Genomic DNA, 20,721 nt, shown 5'->3' on the forward strand with positions numbered 1-20,721 from the left:
TGCTCTGCGAACGCATGACCCCGCCGCCCCCCTCGATCGCCATCCTCGGCGGCGGCACCGCCGGGTGGATGGCGGCGTGCCTGATGGCGAAGGCGTGGCCGCAGGCCCCCATCACCGTCATCGAATCCCCCGACATCGGCATCGTCGGCGTCGGCGAAGGATCGACCCCGCAGCTCAAATCGCTCTTCGACACGCTCGGCATCGCTGAGTCGGACTGGATGCCGGCCGCCGACGCGACCTACAAGGCGGGCATCGCCTTCCACGGCTGGGCCGACGACACGCCCGCTTATTTCCACCCGTTCGCCGGCCAGATCGACCTCCACACGCAAGGCGCCTTCTTCGCCAGCACCCGCGCACGCCGGCACGGCGCCGACGTCCCGGCGCACCCCGATCACTTCTTCCTCAACGCAAGGCTGGCCGCGGCGGGCCGCGCCCCGATCGCGCCGGCAAACTTCCCGTTCCGCATCGGCTACGGCTATCATTTCGATGCGCATAAGGTCGGGCATGTCCTGCGCGCTGCGGCGTTGGCCCGCGGCGTCGTCCATCTGCCGCGCCGTGTGCGTGACGTCGTGGTCGATGCGACCGGTCGGGTCGCTACGCTGACGCTGGACGAAGGGGATGCCATCCACGCCGACCTGTTCGTCGATGCCAGCGGTTTCGCCAGCGTCATCGCACAACAGGCGCTCGGCGTACCCTTCCGTTCCTTCGCCGACACCCTGTTCGCCGACCGTGCCGTGGTGATGCCCACCCCCCGGAAGGACGCGCTACCGGTCCAGACCAAGGCGACCGCGCTCTCCGCCGGCTGGGCTTGGGACATTCCGCTGACCAGCCGCACCGGCAACGGCTACGTCTACGCCTCGCGCTACCTGTCGCCCGACGCAGCCGAGACGGAGTTGCGCCGCCACCTCGGCCTGCTCGATACCGACGTCGCCGCCCGCCACCTCAGCATGAAGGTCGGCCGCGTCGAGACCAGCTGGACCGCCAATTGCCTTGCGATCGGCCTCGCCCAGGGCTTCATCGAACCCCTCGAAGCGACGGCGCTCCACATCGTGCAGGCGACGATCGAAGGCTTCATCGGCGCCTATCAAGCCGGTAGCCGCGACGCCTTCAACGCCTCGATCGCGCGCCGCTACGACGGTATTCGCGACTATATCGTCGCCCATTACCGCCTCAACCGCCGTAGCGGGCCCTTCTGGCGCGACGTCGCGACCAACGACGCTCTGTCCGACGACCTGAAGGCGATCATGACGGCGTGGTTCACGGGCGGCGACGTCGCTGCGGTGGTCGAGGGGCGGGGCCTCACCGGCTATTACGCGCCCATGTCGTGGGAAGTGCTGCTCGCCGGCTACGGCACCTTCCCCGACGCGACGCGGCTGCGCACGGCAGCTCCCGTCGCCGACCTCGCCGCAATCGATAGCTTGCTGAGCGGCTGCCTGCTCAACTTCCCAGATCATCAGGCCGCGCTAGACGGCCACCGGAGGATGCCATGACCCCCACTGCCACTCGCCCACGCCAAAGCTGGGCGGGCCTCTGGAATATCTCGTTCGGCTTCTTCGGCATCCAGATCGGCTTCGCGCTGCAGAACGCCAATATGAGCCGCATCTTCCAGTCGCTCGGCACCAGCCTCGACGATCTGCCCGCGCTCTGGGTGGCGGCGCCGCTGACCGGCCTGCTGGTGCAGCCGGTGATCGGCCACCTCAGCGATCGGACATGGCTCGGCCGGCTGGGGCGGCGGCGGCCGTATTTCCTTGCGGGCGCGATCCTGGCGGCGATTGCGCTGCTGCTGATGCCGGAAAGCCCGGGGCTGCTGATGGCGGCAATGCTGCTGTGGCTGCTCGACGCCTCGCTCAACGTCTCGATGGAGCCGTTCCGCGCCTTTGTCGGCGACATGCTCGACAAGGATCAGCATGCCGCGGGCTATGCGGTGCAGACCGCCTTCATCGGCGCGGGCGCGGTGTTCGGGTCGATCTTTCCCTGGCTGCTCGAACATCTCGGCGTGTCCAACCAGGCAGCTGGCGGCGGCATTCCCGATACCGTGCGCTATGCCTTCTGGTTCGGCGGCGCGGCGCTGTTCCTCGCGGTGCTGTGGACCGTGCTGACGACGCGCGAATATGCGCCCGACGAGATGGCGGCGTTCGACGGGTCTGCGACGGAGGACCAAGGCCATACGCTCCGTATCCTCGCCGCGCGTCGGTACGGCACCAGCATCGCCTGGATCGTCGCGGGTGCGATCGTGATCGTCGCGGTTGCCGCGATGCGGCTGGAAAAGGAAGTGTACCTGCTTGGCGCGTTGCTCGCTGGCTATGGCCTCGCCAGCATCGTCGCGATCGCCCGCGCGCGGGCAGGGCATGCGGCAGGCATGCTGGGCCATATCGTCGGCGATTTCGGCGGCATGCCCGTCCTGATGAAGCGGCTCGCGGTCGCGCAATTCTTCAGCTGGTCGGCGCTGTTCATCATGTGGATCAACACCACGCCGATCGTCGCCGGCGCCTTCTACGGTGCACCCGATGCAAAGAGCCCGCTGTATCAGGAGGGCGCGAACTGGGTAGACGTGCTGTTCGCAACGTATAACGGCATCGCCGCGGTCGCCGCGCTGACGCTGCTGCCCGTTCTGGCCAAGCGGATCGGACAGGCAAAGACCCACATCATCGGGCTGCTGTGCGGCGCAGCGGGCTTCGCCAGCTTCTTCGTCATCACCGATCCCAAATGGCTGCTCGCCAGCGAAATCGGTATCGGCATCGCCTGGGCGTCGATCCTCGCCATGCCCTATGCGATTCTGGCCTCCAGCCTGCCGCAGCGCAAGCTCGGTATCTACATGGGCCTGTTCAACGTCTTCGTCGTCGTGCCGCAGCTGCTCGTCGCGACGGTGATGGGGTCGATCACCAAGCATTTCTTCCCGACCGCGCCGATCTGGACGCTGGCGTTCGCGGCGGCTGCGCTATTGCTCGCGGCGATCGCGATGACGCGGGTGGAGGCGGCGCGCGTCCCCGGCTAGAGCGGCGCGGTACGCGAACGGGGGGACGAGACGATGCCGACGACTTTGGTGACCGGCGTGGCGGGGTTCATCGGCATGAGCACCGCCGATGCGCTGATGGCGCGCGGCACGCGGGTGATCGGCGTGGATTCGATCAACGATTACTACGACCCCGCCCTCAAGCACGCGCGCCTCGCCCGCCTGACCGAACGCTATGGCGACCTGTTCACCTTCCTTCACGTCGACTTCGCCAATGCCACGGCGCTGCGATCGGCGGTCGCCCCGCATACCTTCGACCGCATCGTCCATCTCGGCGCCCAGCCCGGCGTGCGCTATTCGATCGAGCATCCCGAGGCCTATGGCCAGTCGAACCTCGTCGGCCATCTCAACCTGCTGGAGGTCGCGCGCCATCGCGGTGTGGCGCACATGGTCTATGCCTCGTCCTCGTCGGTCTATGGCGGCAACACCGCCGTACCGTTCCGCGTCGAGGATCGCGTCGATCGGCCCGTCTCGCTCTATGCCGCCACCAAGCGCGCGAACGAGGTGATGAGCGAGAGCTACGCGCATCTCTATCGTCTGCCGCTCACCGGCCTGCGGTTCTTCACCGTCTATGGCCCATGGGGGCGGCCGGACATGATGATGTGGATCTTCACCCGCGCGATGTTCGCGGGCGAGCCGATCCCGGTGTTCAACGACGGCAAGATGGAGCGCGACTTCACCTTCATCGCCGATATCGTCGCCGGCGTGATCGCCGCGCACGACAATCCGCCGCCTGACGACGGCGGAGAGAAAGCCGGTGGCAGCGTCGCGCCGCACCGCCTGTACAATATCGGCAACAACCGGTCTGAGCCGTTGGGCCGCGTGATCGAGGTGCTGGAACAGGCGACGGGCCGCCAGGCGATCCGCCGCAACCTGCCGATGCAGCCCGGCGACGTCGTCCGCACCGCGGCGGATATCGACGCGATTGCGAGCGACCTCGGCTACCGGCCGACGACGTCGATCGATGTCGGCGTGCCGGCGTTCGTCGACTGGTATCGCGCCTACCACCGCCTGTAGGCGGGCCCTCTCAGCCAGCCGCCTTCGCCTCCGCACGATAGCGGTGCAGCAGGGGTTCGGTGTAGCCGTTCGGCTGCGCGACGCCCTCGAACACCAGCGCGCGGGCCGCTTGCCAGGCGAGGCTTTCCGAATGCCCGCTCATCGGTCGGTACGCAGGATCGTCGGCATTCTGCGCATCGACCTTCGCTGCCATGCGCGTGAAGGCGGCATCGACCTCGGCCGGTGTCGCGACGCCATGCAGCAGCCAGTTTGCCATATGCTGCGATGAGATGCGCAGTGTCGCGCGATCTTCCATCAGGCCGATGTCGTGAATGTCGGGCACCTTAGAACAGCCGATGCCCTGATCGATCCAACGCACGACATAGCCCAACATGCCCTGCGCGTTGTTGTCGAGTTCGGCCCGCACCTCGTCCGGCGTCCAGTTCCGCCCCGCCTCGGCGACTGGGATGGTCAGCAGATCGCCAAGCGGCGCGACCGGCTCGGCGGCGCGCTCGCGTTGGCGGGCGAAGACGTCGACGCGATGATAGTGTGTCGCGTGCAGCGTCGCCGCAGTGGGCGAGGGGACCCAGGCGGTGTTCGCGCCCGTCTGCGGGTGGCCGATTTTCTGGTCGAGCATGTCCGCCATCCGGTCCGGCGCCGCCCACATGCCCTTGCCGATCTGCGCCTTGCCCGATAGGCCGCAGGCAAGCCCGATCTGCACGTTGCGGTTTTCGTAGGCGGCGATCCAGCGGCTCGCCTTCATCTCGCCCTTCGGGATCATCGGACCGGCATGCATCGATGTGTGCATCTCGTCGCCGGTACGGTCGAGGAAGCCGGTGTTGATGAACACCAGCCGGTGGCGGACGGCGTGGATGCACGCGGCCAGGTTCGCGCTGGTCCGCCGCTCCTCGTCCATCAGCCCGACCTTGATCGTGTGGCGATCGAGGCCCAGCAGGTCTTCAACCGCGTCGAACAGCGCGTTGGTCAGGGCCGCTTCGTCCGGCCCATGCATCTTGGGCTTGACGATGTAGATCGATCCGGCGCGGCTGTTGCGACGCTGCCCCCGCACGTCATGCAGCCCGATCAGGCTGGTGACGATCGCGTCGAGGATGCCCTCGGGCGCCTCACTGCCGTCGGGCAGGCGCACGGCCGGCGTCGTCATCAGATGGCCGACGTTGCGGACGAACAGCAGGCTGCGGCCGGGCAAAGTGATCGTGCCGCCGTCGGGTGCGGTATAAGTGCGATCTTCGGCCAGCGTCCGGCTCACCGTCCGCCCGCCCTTGTCGAAGCTCGCCGTCAGGTCGCCGCGCATCAGCCCCAGCCAATTGGCATAGCCAGCGACCTTGTCCTCGGCGTCGACCGCCGCGACCGAATCCTCAAGGTCGCAGATCGTCGTCAGAGCGGATTCGAGGACGACGTCGGCGATACCCGCGGGATCGTCGCGGCCGATCGGGTGGCTGCGGTCGACGACGACTTCGATATGCAGGCCGTTATGCCGGAAGAGCAACGTATCGCCGGCGCTGCCCACCCATTGCGCGGGGGCGGCGAGGGCGGGCGTACCGCCGGTCCAATCCGCCCAGCGGCCATCGGCCAGCGGAACCGCCTCGTCCAGAAACGCCTTCGCCCAGGCAATAACCTGGCTCCCCCGCGCCGCGTCATAACCGCCGGACGCGGCCGCGCCGGGCAGCGCATCGGTGCCGTACAGCGCATCGTACAGGCTGCCCCAACGCGCATTCGCGGCATTCAGCAGGAAGCGGGCGTTGAGGATCGGAACGACCAATTGCGGCCCTGCGCGCTCGGCAATTTCCGAATCCACATTGGCGGGGTCGACCGCAAAGGGCTCCGGCTCGGGTAGGAGATAGCCGATCTCGCGCAGGAACGCCTCGTAGGCGGCGGGCTCGAACGCATGGTCGCGATGCCAGGCGTCGATCGCTGCCTGCATCCGGTCCCGCGTCGTCAACAGCGCGCGGTTCTCCGGCGTGAACCGTTCGAAGATCGCCGCCACCCCCGACCAAAAAGCGTCGGGCGCGATGCCGGTGCCCGGCAACGCCTCGCGTTCGATGAAGTCGGCGAGTTCGGGGGCGATGCCAAGGCCGGCGCGCGCGATCATGGGGTCATCCTTCGCTGTGGTCTTGCCTGTCATCCTAGACCGATCGCTATCCGTTCGGTAGCAGCAAAGATATTGAAGCAGTTTATCGTAAGAGGAACGAATGGCCTTCGATCCCGATTATGCGCTGTTCGTTGCCGTAGCCGACGCCGGCAGCCTCTCCGCCGCCGCACGGGCGCTGCGCCTGTCGCCCGCAATGGTTTCCAAGCGCCTTCAAAAGCTCGAACAGCGGCTCGGCGTCACGCTCGTCCACCGCACCACCCGACGGCTGGCGCTAACGACGGCGGGCGAGCGGTTCCGCACGGATCTCGGCGACATTCTCGGCGCGCTCGACGCGGCGGAGGCGCGGGTGACCGGTGCCCGCACCGCGCCGGCGGGACCGCTTCACGTCTCGGCCCCGACCTCGTTCGGGCGGCTGCATGTCGCGCCTCACCTCGGCCGGTTCGTCACGGCCTGCCCAGCGGTCGAGCTGCGCTTCGATCTCGACGACGGCTTCGTTGACCTGTTCGGGGCGCGGGTCGACTGCGCGATCCGCATTGCGGCAGAGGTGCCCGCGAACGTCGTGGCGCGCCGGCTCGCCACCAGCCGCCGCATCCTCTGCGCGGCGCCGTCATACCTTGCTGGCAACGGTACACCGCAACAGGTGGACGACCTGTCCCAGCATCGCCTGCTGGCAGCCGATGGGCAGATGCCATGGCGTCTCGTATCCGCCGGGCGCACAACGCTCGTCACCGAACCCAGTCACGTCCGTACCAACTCCAGCGAACTGGTGCGCGAACTCGCATTGGGCGGCGTCGGCATCGCGTTACGCTCGTTATGGGATGTCGGCGATGCGCTCGCCTCGGGACAGCTCGTTCGCGTGCTGCCCGAATGGGAGGGGTCGGCCGACGTCGGCATCTACGCCGTCCACCTGCGCAGCCCCGCGGTCCCGGCCGCCGTAACCGCCTTCATCGACTTCATACGCGATACGATCGACCCCGCCGCCTGGACCTGACGCTTAGCGCAGGGTCTTGGCGGCCGTCAGCGCACGATCGCGTGCCTCGCGATGGCCGATGATCTTGGGCGGATAGCCTTTGGGCCGGGCGTCGTGCGCATCGGGGTCGTGAATCGCGGTATCGGAGAGGTCCGCCAGCTCGGGCACCCATTGGCGGATGTAATCGGCCGCGTCGAATTTCTCCGATTGGCTGAGCGGCGCCATGATACGCCCGAACATGTTGGCGTCGACGCCGGTCCCCGCGATCCACTGCCAATTGACCGCATTGTTCCCGTAATCGGCGTCGACTAGACAGTCCCAATACCAGCGTTCGCCCTCGCGCCAGTCGATCAGCAGGTGTTTCACGAGGAAGCTTGCCGCGATCATCCGCACGCGATTGTGGATCCAGCCACTCGTCCACAGCTGACGCATGCCCGCATCGACGATCGGATAGCCGGTGCGCCCCTGCTGCCAGGCCTTCAGATCGCGCTTCGCAGCTGCGCCCGTCCGCCATGGCATCGCATCATATTGCCGACGTCCGTTGATCGTGCCGTAATCGGGCATGGCGAGCAGCACGCCGGCGGTAAAATCGCGCCATGCGATCTCGCGCAGATACGGCATCGTGTCCGCCTTGCCCCGCAGCGCATGGTAGAGGGTCCGCGGCGAAACCTCACCATGATGCAGGTGCGGCGACAGGCGCGACGTGCCCTCTTCCGATGGCAGATTGCGGCGCCGATCATAGTCGCCGACGTCTGCGGGCCATTGCTTTACCTTGGCAAGCGCCTCGGCTTCGCCCGGCACCCAATCCTCGCCGAACCCGCCCGACCAGTCCGGCTTCGACGGCAGCAGAGCCCAGTCCGTCAAGGTATCGCTCTTCGGCCAATGGTCCGGCGCCGCAATCGTGCGTGGTATCGGCAGGGGTTCGGGGGGCGGCAAATGCTCCTGCAACGCCTTCCAGAACGACGAAAAGACTTTGAACGGCGTGCCCGCCCCCGTGGTCACATCCTCGACCCGTGCCAGGCGATCGCCATCGTGCAGGACCAGCTGGTGGCCCAGCGCCGCCTCGGCCTCGCGCCACCATGGCTCGTAATGCCGCGTGGCGTGGATGGCGTCCGCGCCGGTCTCCTCGCACAGTTGGCGGAGCACGCTTACCGCATCGCCGCGTCGCAGGATCAGCCGGCTGTGCTTGGCTTTCAGGCCCTTGGCCAATGCAGCGAGACTGTGATGCAGCCACCACCGTTGCGCCCCGCCGATCCGCCATTCGCCCGGCGCATCGTCGTCCAGAATGTAGACCGGAATGACCGGCCCCGCATGGGCAGCGGCGGCGAGGGCGGGCTGGTCGTGCAGGCGCAGGTCCTGCCGCAGCCATAACAGGGTAGGGGCGTTCATCGATCGCTCCAATCGGCGGAACATAGGTTAAGTTCCTGCCTGGGCTTGCCGGGACCGACTGCCGCCCGCAAAAGTCCTGCGTGATGCTCCGTCCGCTTCGTCTCACCGTTCCGCTGGCGCTCGCCGCCTGCTCGCCCTCCGCGCCGAGCCCCGCACCGCCGCGCCTGCCGGTGCCAATCCGCGATAGCGCAACGCTGACGCTGATCCGCGGGCAGGCGCTGGAGCAATTGGTCCGCGGAAGCGTGCAGACCCGCCCCGGCACGGGCGGTCGCCCTGGCCCGACCGAGCGCTTTGCCACAACCGGCGACGCCTATACGCTCGCCTACGATCGTCCGGACACGAGCGGCCGCTACCGCATCACGCCCGATCGCGTCTGCCTGCGCTTCGTCGACGAGCGTAGCATCTTCTGCCGCTTCTACCTCCGCGATGCCAAGGGCGGCATCGTGATGGCGGAGGACGACCGCGACTATCCGCTCCACACGGCGCCGGTGACGATCACGCGGGCGCCATGACCTCGATCGCCCCCGCGGCGACCCGCGCGGTGATGGGCGTATGCGCCAGCACCTCGCCATCGATCGAGATCGGCAACGACGGCCGCGTATCGACCTTCAGCGCAGTGCCGCTGAAGCTCACTGTATCCTGGTGCCGCGCCTTGAGCCCCAAAAAGCTCGCCGCCCAGTTTTTGACCAGCGTCCGCTTGTACCGCCCCGTCACCGCCTGCACCACGATGCGGCCCGACTGTACCGACGCCTCGTCCACCAGCCACGTGCCGCCGTGATACGGCCCGTTGCTGATCCGCACCTCGACCACGCGCAGCCGGTGCGTCTCTACGCCGTCGTCGATCGTCAGCATGAACGGCTTGAAGCGGACGAACTGCCACGCCGCCCAGCCGAGATAGCCGATCCGCCCCAGCGCCTTCTTCAAGCCGTGCGGCACCGTCTCGGCGATCTGCGGACTGATCCCCATCGCGGCGCAATTGGCGAAATAATCGTCGTCGATCATGCCGAGGTCGATGCGCTTGGGCACGCCCTTACGGATCACCTCAATCGCGCCCTCGACATCGATCGGCAGGCCCAGCGTCCGCGCGAAGCTGTTCGCCGTGCCGAGCGGCAGCACCGCTAGCGTTACGCCCTTGCCGACCAGCAGATCGACGAGGCCGCTGACCGTCCCATCACCCCCGCCCAGGATCACCAGGTCGGGTTTCTTCGCCAGTGCGCGCTCGACCGTCGCTTCCAGGTCATCGGGATTTTCGACCGCATGGGCATCGACCGGAAAGTCCAGCCCATCCATCGCCGCACAGGCCCGCTGGAAAAGCTTCTGCCCTTTCCGCGACTTGGCATTGACGATCATCGCGGCGGATCGGAATTGCACCATGTCGCAAGATTCCCCAGAACTTCCATGCGGATAAGGATTACGCCTGCGTAACGCTTGCGAGTACGCCTACGATCCCGCAAAGCCGAATCCATGTCAGCATCCTATCCCGCGCTTCGCCTTCGTCGCACCCGTGCGAGCGACTGGAGCCGCCGGCTCCATGCCGAAACCGTCCTGACGCCGGCCGATCTGATCTGGCCGCTGTTCGTGGTCGAGGGGCAGGGGGTGGAGCAACCGATTGCCAGCCTGCCCGGCGTGTCGCGCTGGTCGGTCGACGGCATCGTCGCGCGCGCGAAAGAGGCGAGGGACCTCGGCATCCCGTGCGTCGCGCTTTTCCCCTACACGCCCGCGCACCTCAAGACGGAGGACGGGCGCGAGGCGCTCAATCCCGACAATCTGATGTGCCAGGCCACCCGCGCGATCAAGGATGCCGTGCCCGAGGTCGGCGTGCTGACCGACGTCGCGCTCGATCCCTATACCAGCCACGGCCATGACGGGCTGGTCGATGCGGCGGGCTATGTCGTCAACGATACGACCGCCGACCTGCTGGTGCAGCAAGCGGTCAATCAGATGCGCGCCGGTGCCGACATCATCGCGCCGTCGGACATGATGGATGGTCGTATCGGCATGATCCGCGCGGCGCTGGAAGGGGAGGGCGCCCATAACGTCCAGATCATGAGCTATGCCGCCAAGTACGCCAGCGGCTTCTACGGCCCGTTCCGCGACGCGGTCGGCAGCCGCGGCCTGTTGAAGGGCGACAAGAAGACCTATCAGATGGACCATGCCAACGCCGAGGAAGCGTTGCGCGAAGTCGCGTTGGACCTCGCCGAGGGCGCCGACACAGTGATGGTGAAGCCGGGCCTGCCCTATCTCGACATCATCGTCCGCGTGAAACAGCGGTTCGAGGTACCGGTCTTCGCCTATCAGGTGTCGGGCGAATATGCGATGATCGAAGCGTCGGTGGCCGCCGGGGCTGGCGATCGCGACGCGCTGGTGCTGGAAACGCTGATGGCCTTCAAGCGCGCTGGCTGCTCGGGTGTCCTGACCTACCATGCGGCACACGCCGCGCGGCTGCTCGGCGCGTGATCGAAACCGAGCGGCTGATCCTCCGGCCGTGGCGCGAAGAGGATCGTGAGCCGTTCGCCGCGATGGGGCGCGATCCTGACGTCATGCGTCATCTGGACGGTGTCGTCGATCGCGCCGCCAGTGATGTGGCTGTCGACCGGCAGATCGCCAACCAAGCGGCGGATGGTTGCTGCTTCTGGGCGGTCGAGCGACGGGCAGACGGCGCGTTCCTTGGCTTTTGTGGCATTCGCCGCGGTGGCCACGAGAACACGCCGGTGAAGGGCGTTTGGGAGATCGGCTGGCGATTGCGACGGGATGCCTGGGGTCAGGGCTATGCCCGTGAGGCGGCAAGCGCCTGTATAGACTGGGCGTTCGTCACCACGACAGCGGATCGGGTCTATGCCTGGACGGTGCCCGCCAACCGCGCCTCGTGGGGCCTGATGCTGCGGCTCGGCATGACCCATCGGTCGGAGTTCGATTTCGACCATCCCCGTTTCGCGAAGGGCCATCCCCTTTGCCGGCATATCGTCTACGCGATCGACCGCCCCGCGTGAGCGACAGTGAAGGCAATGCCATCGGCCACGCCGGCCGCCTGCTGTTCGTCGCGACGATCCTGACGGGATCGTTTCTGCTGTTCCTCGTCCAGCCGATGGTGGCTCGCATGGCCTTACCGCGCCTGGGCGGGGCGCCGGCGGTGTGGAATTCGGCGATGCTCGTCTACCAGACGCTGCTGCTCGCTGGCTATGCCTATGCCCATGCGCTGGGGCGCATCCGGCCGATGGCGCAGGCGGCGGTGCATCTCGGCGTGCTGCTCGTCGCCGGTGCGTGGCTGCCGATCGGGCTGGCGTTGGGGGCGGGGCCTGCCAGCGTGTCGCTGGCGGTCTGGGTGCCGTGGCTGCTCGGCGCATCGATCGGGCCACTGTTCTTTGCCGTTTCCGCCCAGGCGCCGCTGGTGCAACGCTGGTTCAGCATGGCGAGCCGAGGCGGCGATCCCTATGCGCTCTATGCCGCCTCGAACCTCGGCAGCTTCGCCGGCCTGATCGCTTATCCGCTCGTCGTCGAGCCGCTGCTGACGCTGCACACGCAAAGCCTCGTCTGGAGCGCGGGCTACGTCCTCCTGATCGCACTCGTCGTCGGCTGTGCTTGGCATCTGCCGCGTGGGGTGGGCAAGGCCGCGGCGCGCCCGACCAGCGCGCCCGCGACCCGGCGCCGCATCGCGCATTGGATCGCACTTGCGCTCATCCCCTCAGGGCTGATGCTCGCGACCTCGACCTATATTACCACCGACATCGTCGCGATGCCGCTGCTCTGGGTGCTGCCGCTCGGCCTGTATCTGCTCAGCTTTTCCGTCGCCTTCGCCACCGACCGGTTCCTCGCCGATCTGCTGACGCGGATCGCGCCCATCACCATCTTGCTGTTCGGCGGCGTGATGGTCGGCGGTTTCAATGAATCGCCGTTGGTCAATCTCGCCATCGCGCTGACCTTGCTGTTCATGGCCTCGGTTGCGCTGCACACGCAGCTCTATCGCCTGCGCCCCGCGCCCGATCGCCTGACCGGATTCTACCTCGCCATGGCGGTGGGCGGCGCATTGGGCGGCGTGTTCGCGGCGTTGATCGCGCCGGTCGTCTTCGACTGGACGTACGAATATCCGATCCTGATTTTCGCCGCCGGGCTGCTGGTGCCGCAACTGTACCTGACGCGCGCTATCCGATCATTGTGGACCACGCCGCGGCGCCGTCTCTTGGCCTATGCGGTCGTCATTGTCCTGCTCGCGGTGTTGGCGGGCCTGACCTTCCGCGGCCCCGGCGATCTGTTCGGCGATGGCCATCAGGGCCTGACCTTCATCGTCATCGCGCTGATCGGCGTGATCGCGATCGGCGCGCGTCCGGCCTATGCACTCACCCTCGCCGTTGCGCTGGTGATCTTCGGCGGCTGGCGTGCGGTCGAGCTGTCGCTGGAACAGGGCGCGCGCACCCGCAGCTATTTTGGCGTCTATACCGTCCGCGACCGTCCCGGCGTGCGCGAGCTCGACCATGGCACGACTGTCCATGGCATCCAGTTCATCGGCAACCCGATCCTCGAACGCTTGCCGACGACCTATTATGCGCCGCCCTCCGGTATCGGCCGTGCGATGAGCGCGCTCGATCCACTATACGGACCGCGCGCGCGCGTCGCTGTCGTCGGGCTCGGGACGGGCACGCTCGCCTGCTATGCGCAGCCCGGCCAGCGCTGGCGCTTTTATGAGATCGATCCCGTCGTCGTGCATATCGCGCGCGACACCGGCCAGTTCACCTATTTGCGCAACTGCCTGCCCAACCCCACGATCCGCATCGGCGACGCGCGTCTCAGCCTCGAGCAGGACGCACCCGACAGCCTCGATCTGCTGGCGCTCGACGCTTTTTCCTCCGACGCGATCCCTGCGCATCTGATGACGCGCGAAGCGTTCCGGGCTTATGCCCGCGTGCTCCAGCCCCGGGGGCTGCTGCTCGTCCACATCTCGAACCGGTTCCTCGATCTCGAACCCGTCGTCGCGGCCTTGGCAAGGGACGGCGGCTGGTATGCGGCGAAGCTGTTTTACCAGCCGCCGCGCTACACCGCGATCGCCTCCGCCAGCCAGTGGATTGCGCTGTCTCGCGACCCCGCGACGCTAGCCGCTCTCGCGAAACGGGGCGGCCAGTGGCAACCGCTGACGCCGCGTGCGGGCCTCACCCCGTGGACCGACGATTATTCGACGATCCTGCCGCTGCTGAAATGGGGGCCTTAGGCGGCGGGAAGCGATGCCTGAATGCGGTCGATCGTCGCGGCCTCCCTGGCGGCCTCCGCCGCAATACGCTCCCGGACCGTGCCAAGCGCGGGATAGGCCGGCTTCAGCTTTGCCGCCCGATCGGCCGCGATCACGTCGATATCGCTCAACAGCGACGACGTCTGCGCCCGCCAGTCGTCGAGCTGGGCGAGCGCCGTCTGCGCATCCAGCCACGCATCGCTGCCGACGGCCTTGCCCTTCGCCTTCGCCGCAGCGGCATCCGCCTTGGCGGCGTCGGCGGCAAATCCCTTGCTCATGCGGTCCAGCTTGACGCCGAACTCCGCGATCTTGGCGTCCAGCGCCGGATCGGGCTTGGCCTCGACCACCGGCACCTCGGGCTCGGCGAAGCCAAGCTTCTCCACCGCACGCGGCGCCAGCGAGGGATAGCGGGTCGTGTCGCGCGAACAGGCCGACAGCGTGGCGAGGGCAATAGCGAGCGACAGAGCGACTTTCATGGGGGTCGGCTGTAGGGTGTGCAAGAAAATGGCGCAACGCACTTGCGCGTTTCGAAGCGTCTGCTATCAGCGCGCCTCCAATGCGCGCCCGTAGCTCAGCTGGATAGAGCATCAGACTACGAATCTGAGGGTCGGACGTTCGAATCGTTCCGGGCGCGCCAGGATTTCCCCCGCTCACATCATTGATGTGGCGGGGGTTATCGTTTGTGGCGCAGCGAAACGCGCTTTAGGGCGGCCGCATGATCCGCCGTATCCTCAGCTTCGTCGAACCGTTCATCCTCATGCTGCTCGGCACCGTCGTGCTGGCGAGCGCGCTGCCCGCGCGCGGCGAATGGGCGCGCGTGGCGGGGATCGTGGCGGATGCGGGGATCGTGCTGCTGTTCTTCCTGCACGGCGCCAAGCTGTCGCGCGAGGCGATCTGGCAGGGCGCGCGCAACTGGCGGCTGCATCTCGCCGTCCTCGCGACGACCTTCGCGGTGTTCCCGTTATTGGGGCTGGCATTCGGACGGCTGCCCGGCCTCGCCGCGCCGGTCGCGGCGGGCATGGTGTTCCTGACGCTGCTGCCCTCGACCGTGCAATCTTCGATCGCCTTTACCGCCATCGCGCGCGGCAATGTCGCGGCGGCGGTGTGCAGCGCGTCCTTTTCCAACCTGATCGGCATCGTGCTGACGCCCGCGCTGGTCGCGCTGACGATGAGCGGCGTCGGCGGACAGGCGGGGATCAGCCTCGCCGCGGTCGAATCGATCGTGCTGCAACTGCTGGTCCCGTTCGTCGCCGGGCATCTGCTGCGCCCGTGGATCGGCGGCTTCATCGGGCGGCATAAGGGGCTGGTCGGCATTGTCGACCGCGGCTCGATCCTGCTCGTCGTCTACACCGCCTTTGGTGCTGCGGTGGTCGAGGGGCTGTGGCACCGCGTCTCCGCGGCCGATCTCGCGCTGATCGCCGCCGCCTGCGTAGCACTGCTCGCGATCGTCCTGGTCCTCACCTGGCTCGCCGGCCGCGCGCTCGGCTTCACACGCGAAGACCAGATCGTGCTGCTGTTCTGCGGTTCGAAGAAGAGCCTCGCGTCGGGCGTACCGATGGCCGGCGTGCTGTTTCCGGCGGCGCAGGTCGGAGCGGTGCTATTGCCGGTGATGCTGTTCCACCAGATCCAGTTGATCGCCTGCGCGATCATCGCCCGCCGCTACGCCAATGCCGCAAGCCTCGCCGAGGCCGAAGCCGTCTCAGCGTAGCGCGGCGACCGCCGCCAGCACCTGATCGGCGAGCTCCGGCCGACAGATCAGCAGGTCGGGCAGCAACGGGTTCTCGCAATTATAGACCAGCGGGCTGCCGTCGATGCGCGAGGCATGCAGCCCCGCCGCCAGCGCCACCGCGGCGGGCGCGCAATTGTCCCACTCATACTGCCCGCCGTCGTGCAGATAGATGTCGGCGCGTCCATCGACCACCGCCATCGCCTTGACGCCCGCTGACCCCATCCCGACCCGCGTTGTTGCCAAGGCGACGCCGACGCGCTCGACCATATCGGTCGCCCGGGTCCGGCTTACCACCATCCGCGGCGGCGCGCCGCAGACGATCTGGCGCGAGCACGCCTCGGCGGTCGTATAGACGCGTCCCGTCGCCGGCACCGCCACGGCGCCCACCGCCGGACGGCCACCGACCGCCAGGCCGATATGCACCGCCCAATCGTCCAGCCCCTCGGCATAATCACGCGTGCCATCGAGGGGGTCGACGATCCACACCCGCTCCGCCGCGCACCGCGCACGATCGTCGAGCGATTCTTCCGACAGGATGAAATCGTCCGGACGCGCCGCGCGCAGCCGGTCGAGGATCAGCGTATTCGCCTCTGCGTCGCCGGCATCGCCCAGTACCTTGCCCTGCGCACCACCGCGCGCGCGGATCGCGAGCAACAGCGCCCCTGCCTCCTCCGCGACGCTGCGGGCCAGTTCGACGTCCGACAGGACAGGCAAGGTCACAATTCGAAGCTCCACACGCCCAGCACATGCTCGACGATCCGTTCGGCGGCATCCTCGGCGCTCTCGCGCGTCGTGTCGATACGAATATCGGGAGCGTCCGGCGCCTCGTAGGGGCTCGAAATGCCGGTGAAATGGGCGATCTCGCCGCGCCGCGCCTTGGCGTACAGACCCTTCACGTCGCGCGCCTCCGCCTGCGCCAGCGGCGTGTCGACGAAGATTTCGACGAACTCGCCCGGCGGCAGCATCCCGCGCACCATCTGCCGCTCCGCGCGGAACGGCGAGATGAACGCGGTGAGCACGATCAGTCCGGCATCGGTCATCAGCTTGGCGACCTCGCCGACGCGGCGGATATTCTCGATCCGGTCGGCATCGCTGAAGCCCAGGTCGCGGTTCAGGCCATGCCGAACGTTGTCGCCATCGAGCAGGAAACTGTGCCGCCCCAGCGCATGCAGTTTCTTCTCGACCAGATTGGCGATCGTCGACTTGCCCGATCCCGACAGGCCGGTGAACCACAGCAGCCGCGGCGACTGCCCCTTCTGCCGGGCATGCGCCTCACGCGTGATGTCGACCGACTGCCAATGCACGTTCTGCGCCCGGCGCAGCGCATGGTGGATCAGCCCGGCCGCGACGGTCGCATTGGTCTCGCGATCGATCAGGATGAAGCCACCGAGCGCCGCGCTCTGCGCATAGGGCTCGAATACGATGCCCTCGTCGGTGAATACCTCGGCGAAGCCGATGTCGTTTAGCTCCAGCGTCTTCGCGGACAGATGCGCCTGCGTGTTGACGTCGACGACATATCCCGGCGCCTGCACGGTCGCACCTACCGTCCGCGGGCCGATCTTCAGCCAATAGCCGCGGCCCGGCACCAGTGCCGTGTCGGACAGCCAGACGATCGTCGCTTCGAACTGGTTGGCCGCTTCGGGCGGTGCATCGGCGGCAGCGATCACGTCGCCGCGCGAGCAATCCACCTCGTCGGCCAGCACCACAGTCACCGCTTCGCCAGCCTGTGCCGTCTGACGGTCGCCATCGAACGTCACGATCCGTGCGACCTGCGTCGTCTTGCCCGAGGGGACGATCCGCACCGCATCGCCCACCGCGACGCGACCGCCGGCGATCGTCCCGGCAAAGCCACGGAAATCGAGGTCGGGCCGGTTGACCCATTGTACCGGCAGCCGGAACGGGCCCGCCGCGGCGTGATCGGCGTCGACGGGAATCGCCTCCAGATGCGGCAGCAGCGCCGGGCCGCTATACCACGGCATGGCATCCGACCGGGTCGTGATATTGGCGCCGGTCAGGCCCGACAAAGGAATGGCGGTGAACGCCTCGATCCCGATCCCGCGTGCGAATTCGGCATAGTCGGCAACGATCGCGTCGAACGTCCCCTGATCATGGCCGACCAGATCCATCTTGTTTACCGCCAGCACGATCTGGCGGATGCCGATCAGGTACGCGAGGAACGAATGCCGCCGCGTCTGCGTCAGCACGCCCTTGCGCGCGTCGATCAGGATCACCGCGCAATCGGCGGTCGACGCGCCCGTCACCATGTTGCGCGTATATTGTTCGTGGCCCGGCGTATCGGCGACGATGAACTTGCGTTTTTCGGTCGCAAAGAAGCGATAGGCGACGTCGATCGTGATGCCCTGCTCGCGCTCGGCGGCAAGCCCGTCGACCAGCAGCGCGAAGTCGATATTCTGCCCCTGCGTGCCGACGCGCTTGCTGTCCGCTTCCAGCTGGCTCAGCTGATCTTCGAAGATCGTCTTCGAATCGTACAACAGCCGCCCGATCAGCGTCGACTTGCCGTCATCCACCGACCCGCAGGTGATGAAGCGCAGCATCGACTTGGTCTGATGCGTATCGAGATAGGCATGGATATCCGCCGCGATCAGCGCATCCGGTGTGTAAGCGGTCATGCCCGATCCTCCCCGGCACGGGCAGGGGGACCGCCGGGCAAAGCCCGATGGTGGAGGGGGCGGGCCGCAAGCAAAACCGTACGGGGAAGCCCCCCGCCGTCAGTGCGGCGCACTGCCACCCCCCCCTGGCGGGGGAGGAATGTCGTGACGGCAGCCATCAGAAATACCCCTCGCGCTTCTTCTTCTCCATGCTCGCGGCCTGATCGTGATCGATCGCGCGGCCCTGGCGCTCGCTGGTGGTGGTCAGCAGCATTTCCTGGATCACCTGCGGCAACGTCGCCGCCTCGCTCTCCACGGCGCCGGTCAGCGGATAGCAGCCGAGCGTGCGAAACCGGATCGAGCGTTCGACCGGCACTTCGCCGGGCGCCAGGCGAAAGCGATCGTCGTCCACCATCAGCAGCATGCCGTCGCGCTCCACCGTCGGACGCGGCGCGGCGAAATAGAGCGGTACGATCTCGATCCCCTCGCGCAGGATATATTGCCAGATATCCAGCTCGGTCCAGTTGGACAGCGGAAACACGCGGATGCTTTCGCCGCGATGGATACGCGCATTGTACAGGTTCCACAGCTCGGGGCGCTGCGCCTTGGGATCCCAGCCCTGGCTCGCCGAGCGGAAGGAAAAGATGCGCTCCTTCGCGCGCGACTTTTCCTCGTCGCGCCGGGCCCCGCCGAAGGCGACGTCATAGCCGCCCGCCTTCAGCGCCTGCTTCAGCCCTTCGGTCTTCCACAGATCGGTATGCCGGCTGCCATGGTCGAACGGGTTGATCCCCGCGGCCTCCGCCTCTGGATTCTTGTGGACGATCAGCTCCATCCCCGCATCCGCCGCCGCCTTGTCGCGCAGCGCATACATGGCGCGGAACTTCCACGTCGTATCGACATGCAGCAGCGGGAAGGGCGGTCGCGCCGGAAAGAACGCCTTTTTGGCCAGATGCAGCATCACCGCCGAATCCTTGCCGACCGAATACAGCATCACCGGCCGCTCCGCCTCGGCGACGACCTCGCGCATGATGTGAATGCTCTCGGCTTCCAGCCGCTGCAAATGGGTAAGCCCGCTCATGGGACTTTCAGATAAGCCTCCGCTCGCGCGATGCGACCAACTTATCCTTGGGGGTGCCCCTATTCCGGCTGGCCCCACTCCTCGCGTCGCCGCTCGACCGAATCGATCAGCACGCCTCCGACCATGAACACCGCGATCGGGCAGCAGCAGAACAGCATCCACCCCTGCCAGCCGGGATATTGCTGCAGATAATGCATGCCGCGCTCCACCGCCCCCATGGCGAGGCCATAGATGATGACGAACGCCTCGAACTTGGTCTTGATGGTGAAGAGGCGTCTGATGCGGGTCCACATGTAGCAAGGTTAAGCAAGCCGCGCGCCAATGGCGGATTTCCGCACTTTGCGACTTAAGGCCCGTGGTTAACAGTAAAGTAACCCGACAGGTGCAGCGCATCCAGCAGCCGTTCGTGCGCGGCTTCGACGTCCCGAACCAGCGCCGCATCGCCCAGCGCTGCCGGATCGATCGCCTCCGGCCACCAGCGCCGCACCACCGCGTCAATGGCGTCGAGCTTCGCCGCATCGACCAGGAACCGCGGATCGACCGTCTCCGGGTCGGCGACCACCCGCAACCGCAGGCATGCCGGCCCGCCGCCGTTCGCCATCGACTGCGTGACATCGACCGTCTCGACCCGGCGGATCGGCCCGTTGCCGGCCTGATGCCGCTCCAGCCAGCCCCAGACGGCGGCATTGCCGCGCGCTTCCATTGGCACGACCAGCGTCGGTCCGTCCGCTGTCGTGACGAGCTGGGCGTTGAACAGGTAGGAGGCGATGGCATCGGCCAGGCTCACCTCGCTGGCCGGTACCTCGACGATCTCCACCTCGGGCAGCAGGCGGCGCAGGTCGGCGTAGAGGCCGCCCTTGTCGGCAAAGGCCAGCTCGTGCGCGAAGAGCACGCGTTCGTTGGCGACCGCGACGACGTCGTTGTGGAATGCGCCCGCCGCCACCGCCTCCGCCGATTGCTGCACGAACAGCGTCCGCTCGGGCGACAGCCCGTGCGCGCGCGCGATTGCCTCGCTCGCCGTCGGATGCTGGCGCGCGGGGAAGGGGCCACCGGGCACCGTATAGACGAACACCTCGACGCCCGGCGCGTCATGGCGCGCGCACAGCCGCATATGATTGGCCGCACCTTCGTCGCCGAACGGCGCGGGCACGGGCCCATGCACCGCAAAGGCGTCGTGCGCGAAGGCGGTGCGCAACTGCGCGAGCGTCTCGGGCCATTCGTGGCTGCGATGCGGCATCGTCATCAGATTGGCGACCGACAGATGGCAGCGGCCGTCCGCCGTATCCGGCGCAGGCGAGACGGTCGCGGCATTGGCCGCCCACATCGCCGATGCCGACATCGCCTGCGCCTGCAACAGGGCAGGGGCGCCCGCATAGTCCGTCGACAGGCTCGCCAGCCAGCGATGATCCGGCCGGCGATGCGGCAGCAGCACACCCTGCGTCAGCCCCAGCGCCAGATTGCGCCGCATCTTGTCAAGGCCCTGCAAGGCGGCCGCGCGCGGCTGCGACGCCTGTCCGGCATGCGCCGTCGCGGCGAGGTTGCCCGCCGACAGACCGGCATAATTGTGGCTCGGCCCGACGATCCCGTCGAAATTGATTTCGGTCAGCAT

18 protein-coding genes and 1 tRNA gene are annotated in these 20,721 nt (G+C 67.3%); 10 read left to right on the top strand and 9 right to left on the bottom strand.

Features of this window, described 5'->3' with window-relative positions; translation table 11 throughout:
- Window positions 1–14 precede the first annotated feature (14 nt).
- The 3 genes from ACGVWT_RS01580 to ACGVWT_RS01590 are packed head-to-tail and all read left to right on the top strand — an operon-like array spanning window position 15 to window position 4,030.
- The gene (locus tag ACGVWT_RS01580) at window positions 15–1,490 is read left to right on the top strand and encodes a tryptophan halogenase family protein (RefSeq protein ID WP_315461334.1); all 1,476 of its coding nucleotides are present in this window, start codon (window positions 15–17) and stop codon (window positions 1,488–1,490) included.
- A complete protein-coding gene (locus ACGVWT_RS01585; protein ID WP_315461333.1) occupies window positions 1,487–2,995 on the top strand; it encodes an MFS transporter in 1,509 nt (502 codons plus the stop codon). The genes ACGVWT_RS01580 and ACGVWT_RS01585 overlap by 4 nt, the downstream gene beginning before the upstream one ends.
- 33 nt (window positions 2,996–3,028) lie before the next feature.
- A complete protein-coding gene (locus ACGVWT_RS01590) occupies window positions 3,029–4,030 on the top strand; it encodes an NAD-dependent epimerase/dehydratase family protein (protein WP_315461332.1) in 1,002 nt (333 codons plus the stop codon).
- Between the two features lie 10 nt (window positions 4,031–4,040).
- Here the strand turns inward: ACGVWT_RS01590 and ACGVWT_RS01595 are convergent, their stop codons facing one another.
- Window positions 4,041–6,119, bottom strand: a complete 2,079-nt coding sequence (locus tag ACGVWT_RS01595; protein ID WP_315461331.1) for a malate synthase G — start codon at window positions 6,117–6,119, stop codon at window positions 4,041–4,043.
- 100 nt (window positions 6,120–6,219) lie between these two features.
- On the opposite strand from ACGVWT_RS01595, the gene ACGVWT_RS01600 reads away from it, so the two are divergent.
- Window positions 6,220–7,110, top strand: coding sequence for a LysR family transcriptional regulator (locus ACGVWT_RS01600; protein ID WP_394425151.1), 891 nt, complete (start codon window positions 6,220–6,222; stop codon window positions 7,108–7,110).
- A gap of 3 nt (window positions 7,111–7,113) precedes the next feature.
- On the opposite strand, the gene ACGVWT_RS01605 is transcribed toward ACGVWT_RS01600, so the two are convergent.
- Window positions 7,114–8,478: a deoxyribodipyrimidine photo-lyase gene (locus tag ACGVWT_RS01605; RefSeq protein ID WP_315461329.1), complete on the bottom strand. Its 1,365-nt coding sequence runs from the start codon at window positions 8,476–8,478 to the stop codon at window positions 7,114–7,116.
- A gap of 83 nt (window positions 8,479–8,561) precedes the next feature.
- On the opposite strand from ACGVWT_RS01605, the gene ACGVWT_RS01610 reads away from it, so the two are divergent.
- Window positions 8,562–8,990: a hypothetical protein gene (locus ACGVWT_RS01610; protein ID WP_315461328.1), complete on the top strand. Its 429-nt coding sequence runs from the start codon at window positions 8,562–8,564 to the stop codon at window positions 8,988–8,990.
- On the opposite strand, the gene ACGVWT_RS01615 is transcribed toward ACGVWT_RS01610, so the two are convergent.
- Entirely contained in the window at window positions 8,974–9,852 is an 879-nt protein-coding gene (locus ACGVWT_RS01615; protein ID WP_315461327.1) for a diacylglycerol kinase family protein, read from the bottom strand. The two genes, ACGVWT_RS01610 and ACGVWT_RS01615, sit on opposite strands and share 17 nt — an antisense overlap.
- 90 nt (window positions 9,853–9,942) lie before the next feature.
- Here ACGVWT_RS01615 and hemB point away from each other — a divergent pair, with 90 nt between their 5' ends.
- The 3 genes from hemB to ACGVWT_RS01630 are packed head-to-tail and all read left to right on the top strand — an operon-like array spanning window position 9,943 to window position 13,678.
- On the top strand, window positions 9,943–10,935 hold the full coding sequence (gene hemB, locus ACGVWT_RS01620) for a porphobilinogen synthase (RefSeq protein ID WP_116461277.1): 993 nt from the start codon (window positions 9,943–9,945) through the stop codon (window positions 10,933–10,935).
- The gene (locus ACGVWT_RS01625; protein WP_315461326.1) at window positions 10,932–11,468 is read left to right on the top strand and encodes a GNAT family N-acetyltransferase; all 537 of its coding nucleotides are present in this window, start codon (window positions 10,932–10,934) and stop codon (window positions 11,466–11,468) included. The genes hemB and ACGVWT_RS01625 overlap by 4 nt, the downstream gene beginning before the upstream one ends.
- Entirely contained in the window at window positions 11,465–13,678 is a 2,214-nt protein-coding gene (locus tag ACGVWT_RS01630; protein ID WP_315461325.1) for a fused MFS/spermidine synthase, read from the top strand. The genes ACGVWT_RS01625 and ACGVWT_RS01630 overlap by 4 nt, the downstream gene beginning before the upstream one ends.
- Here the strand turns inward: ACGVWT_RS01630 and ACGVWT_RS01635 are convergent.
- A complete protein-coding gene (locus tag ACGVWT_RS01635) occupies window positions 13,675–14,172 on the bottom strand; it encodes a hypothetical protein (RefSeq protein WP_315461324.1) in 498 nt (165 codons plus the stop codon). The two genes, ACGVWT_RS01630 and ACGVWT_RS01635, sit on opposite strands and share 4 nt — an antisense overlap.
- A gap of 84 nt (window positions 14,173–14,256) precedes the next feature.
- Between ACGVWT_RS01635 and ACGVWT_RS01640 the strand changes: the two genes are divergently transcribed.
- Window positions 14,257–14,333 (top strand) — tRNA-Arg (locus ACGVWT_RS01640).
- A 78-nt stretch (window positions 14,334–14,411) separates the two neighbouring features.
- The gene (locus ACGVWT_RS01645) at window positions 14,412–15,404 is read left to right on the top strand and encodes a bile acid:sodium symporter family protein (RefSeq protein WP_315461323.1); all 993 of its coding nucleotides are present in this window, start codon (window positions 14,412–14,414) and stop codon (window positions 15,402–15,404) included.
- Here the strand turns inward: ACGVWT_RS01645 and ACGVWT_RS01650 are convergent.
- From ACGVWT_RS01650 to ACGVWT_RS01670, 5 genes are all read right to left on the bottom strand, one after another.
- The gene (locus tag ACGVWT_RS01650) at window positions 15,396–16,145 is read right to left on the bottom strand and encodes a 3'(2'),5'-bisphosphate nucleotidase CysQ (RefSeq protein ID WP_315461322.1); all 750 of its coding nucleotides are present in this window, start codon (window positions 16,143–16,145) and stop codon (window positions 15,396–15,398) included. The genes ACGVWT_RS01645 and ACGVWT_RS01650 overlap by 9 nt on opposite strands.
- Entirely contained in the window at window positions 16,142–18,055 is a 1,914-nt protein-coding gene (gene cysN, locus ACGVWT_RS01655) for a sulfate adenylyltransferase subunit CysN (protein ID WP_315461321.1), read from the bottom strand. Before cysN ends, ACGVWT_RS01650 begins: the two co-directional genes overlap by 4 nt.
- A gap of 157 nt (window positions 18,056–18,212) precedes the next feature.
- Window positions 18,213–19,274, bottom strand: a complete 1,062-nt coding sequence (gene cysD / locus ACGVWT_RS01660) for a sulfate adenylyltransferase subunit CysD (RefSeq protein ID WP_315471929.1) — start codon at window positions 19,272–19,274, stop codon at window positions 18,213–18,215.
- Window positions 19,172–19,405 (bottom strand): hypothetical protein, encoded by a 234-nt coding sequence (locus ACGVWT_RS01665; RefSeq protein ID WP_063689472.1) that lies wholly within the window; start codon window positions 19,403–19,405, stop codon window positions 19,172–19,174. Before ACGVWT_RS01665 ends, cysD begins: the two co-directional genes overlap by 103 nt.
- A gap of 53 nt (window positions 19,406–19,458) precedes the next feature.
- Window positions 19,459–20,721 (bottom strand): N-succinylarginine dihydrolase, encoded by a 1,263-nt coding sequence (locus ACGVWT_RS01670; RefSeq protein ID WP_315461319.1) that lies wholly within the window; start codon window positions 20,719–20,721, stop codon window positions 19,459–19,461.

This window comes from Sphingomonas sp. S6 (genome assembly GCF_043498045.1).
Lineage (GTDB): Bacteria > Pseudomonadota > Alphaproteobacteria > Sphingomonadales > Sphingomonadaceae > Sphingomonas.

Excerpts from the sequence above, each read along its gene's own strand:
- ACGVWT_RS01580 (WP_315461334.1), top strand. The coding sequence starts at position 15 with ATGACCCCGCCGCCCCCCTCGATCGCCATCCTCGGCGGCGGCACCGCC.
- ACGVWT_RS01585 (WP_315461333.1), top strand. The coding sequence starts at position 1,487 with ATGACCCCCACTGCCACTCGCCCACGCCAAAGCTGGGCGGGCCTCTGG.
- ACGVWT_RS01590 (WP_315461332.1), top strand. The coding sequence starts at position 3,029 with ATGCCGACGACTTTGGTGACCGGCGTGGCGGGGTTCATCGGCATGAGC.
- ACGVWT_RS01595 (WP_315461331.1), bottom strand. The coding sequence starts at position 6,119 with ATGATCGCGCGCGCCGGCCTTGGCATCGCCCCCGAACTCGCCGACTTC.
- ACGVWT_RS01600 (WP_394425151.1), top strand. The coding sequence starts at position 6,220 with ATGGCCTTCGATCCCGATTATGCGCTGTTCGTTGCCGTAGCCGACGCC.
- ACGVWT_RS01605 (WP_315461329.1), bottom strand. The coding sequence starts at position 8,478 with ATGAACGCCCCTACCCTGTTATGGCTGCGGCAGGACCTGCGCCTGCAC.
- ACGVWT_RS01610 (WP_315461328.1), top strand. The coding sequence starts at position 8,562 with ATGCTCCGTCCGCTTCGTCTCACCGTTCCGCTGGCGCTCGCCGCCTGC.
- ACGVWT_RS01615 (WP_315461327.1), bottom strand. The coding sequence starts at position 9,852 with ATGGTGCAATTCCGATCCGCCGCGATGATCGTCAATGCCAAGTCGCGG.
- hemB (WP_116461277.1), top strand. The coding sequence starts at position 9,943 with ATGTCAGCATCCTATCCCGCGCTTCGCCTTCGTCGCACCCGTGCGAGC.
- ACGVWT_RS01635 (WP_315461324.1), bottom strand. The coding sequence starts at position 14,172 with ATGAAAGTCGCTCTGTCGCTCGCTATTGCCCTCGCCACGCTGTCGGCC.
- ACGVWT_RS01645 (WP_315461323.1), top strand. The coding sequence starts at position 14,412 with ATGATCCGCCGTATCCTCAGCTTCGTCGAACCGTTCATCCTCATGCTG.
- cysN (WP_315461321.1), bottom strand. The coding sequence starts at position 18,055 with ATGACCGCTTACACACCGGATGCGCTGATCGCGGCGGATATCCATGCC.
- ACGVWT_RS01665 (WP_063689472.1), bottom strand. The coding sequence starts at position 19,405 with ATGTGGACCCGCATCAGACGCCTCTTCACCATCAAGACCAAGTTCGAG.
- ACGVWT_RS01670 (WP_315461319.1), bottom strand. The coding sequence starts at position 20,721 with ATGCTGACCGAAATCAATTTCGACGGGATCGTCGGGCCGAGCCACAAT.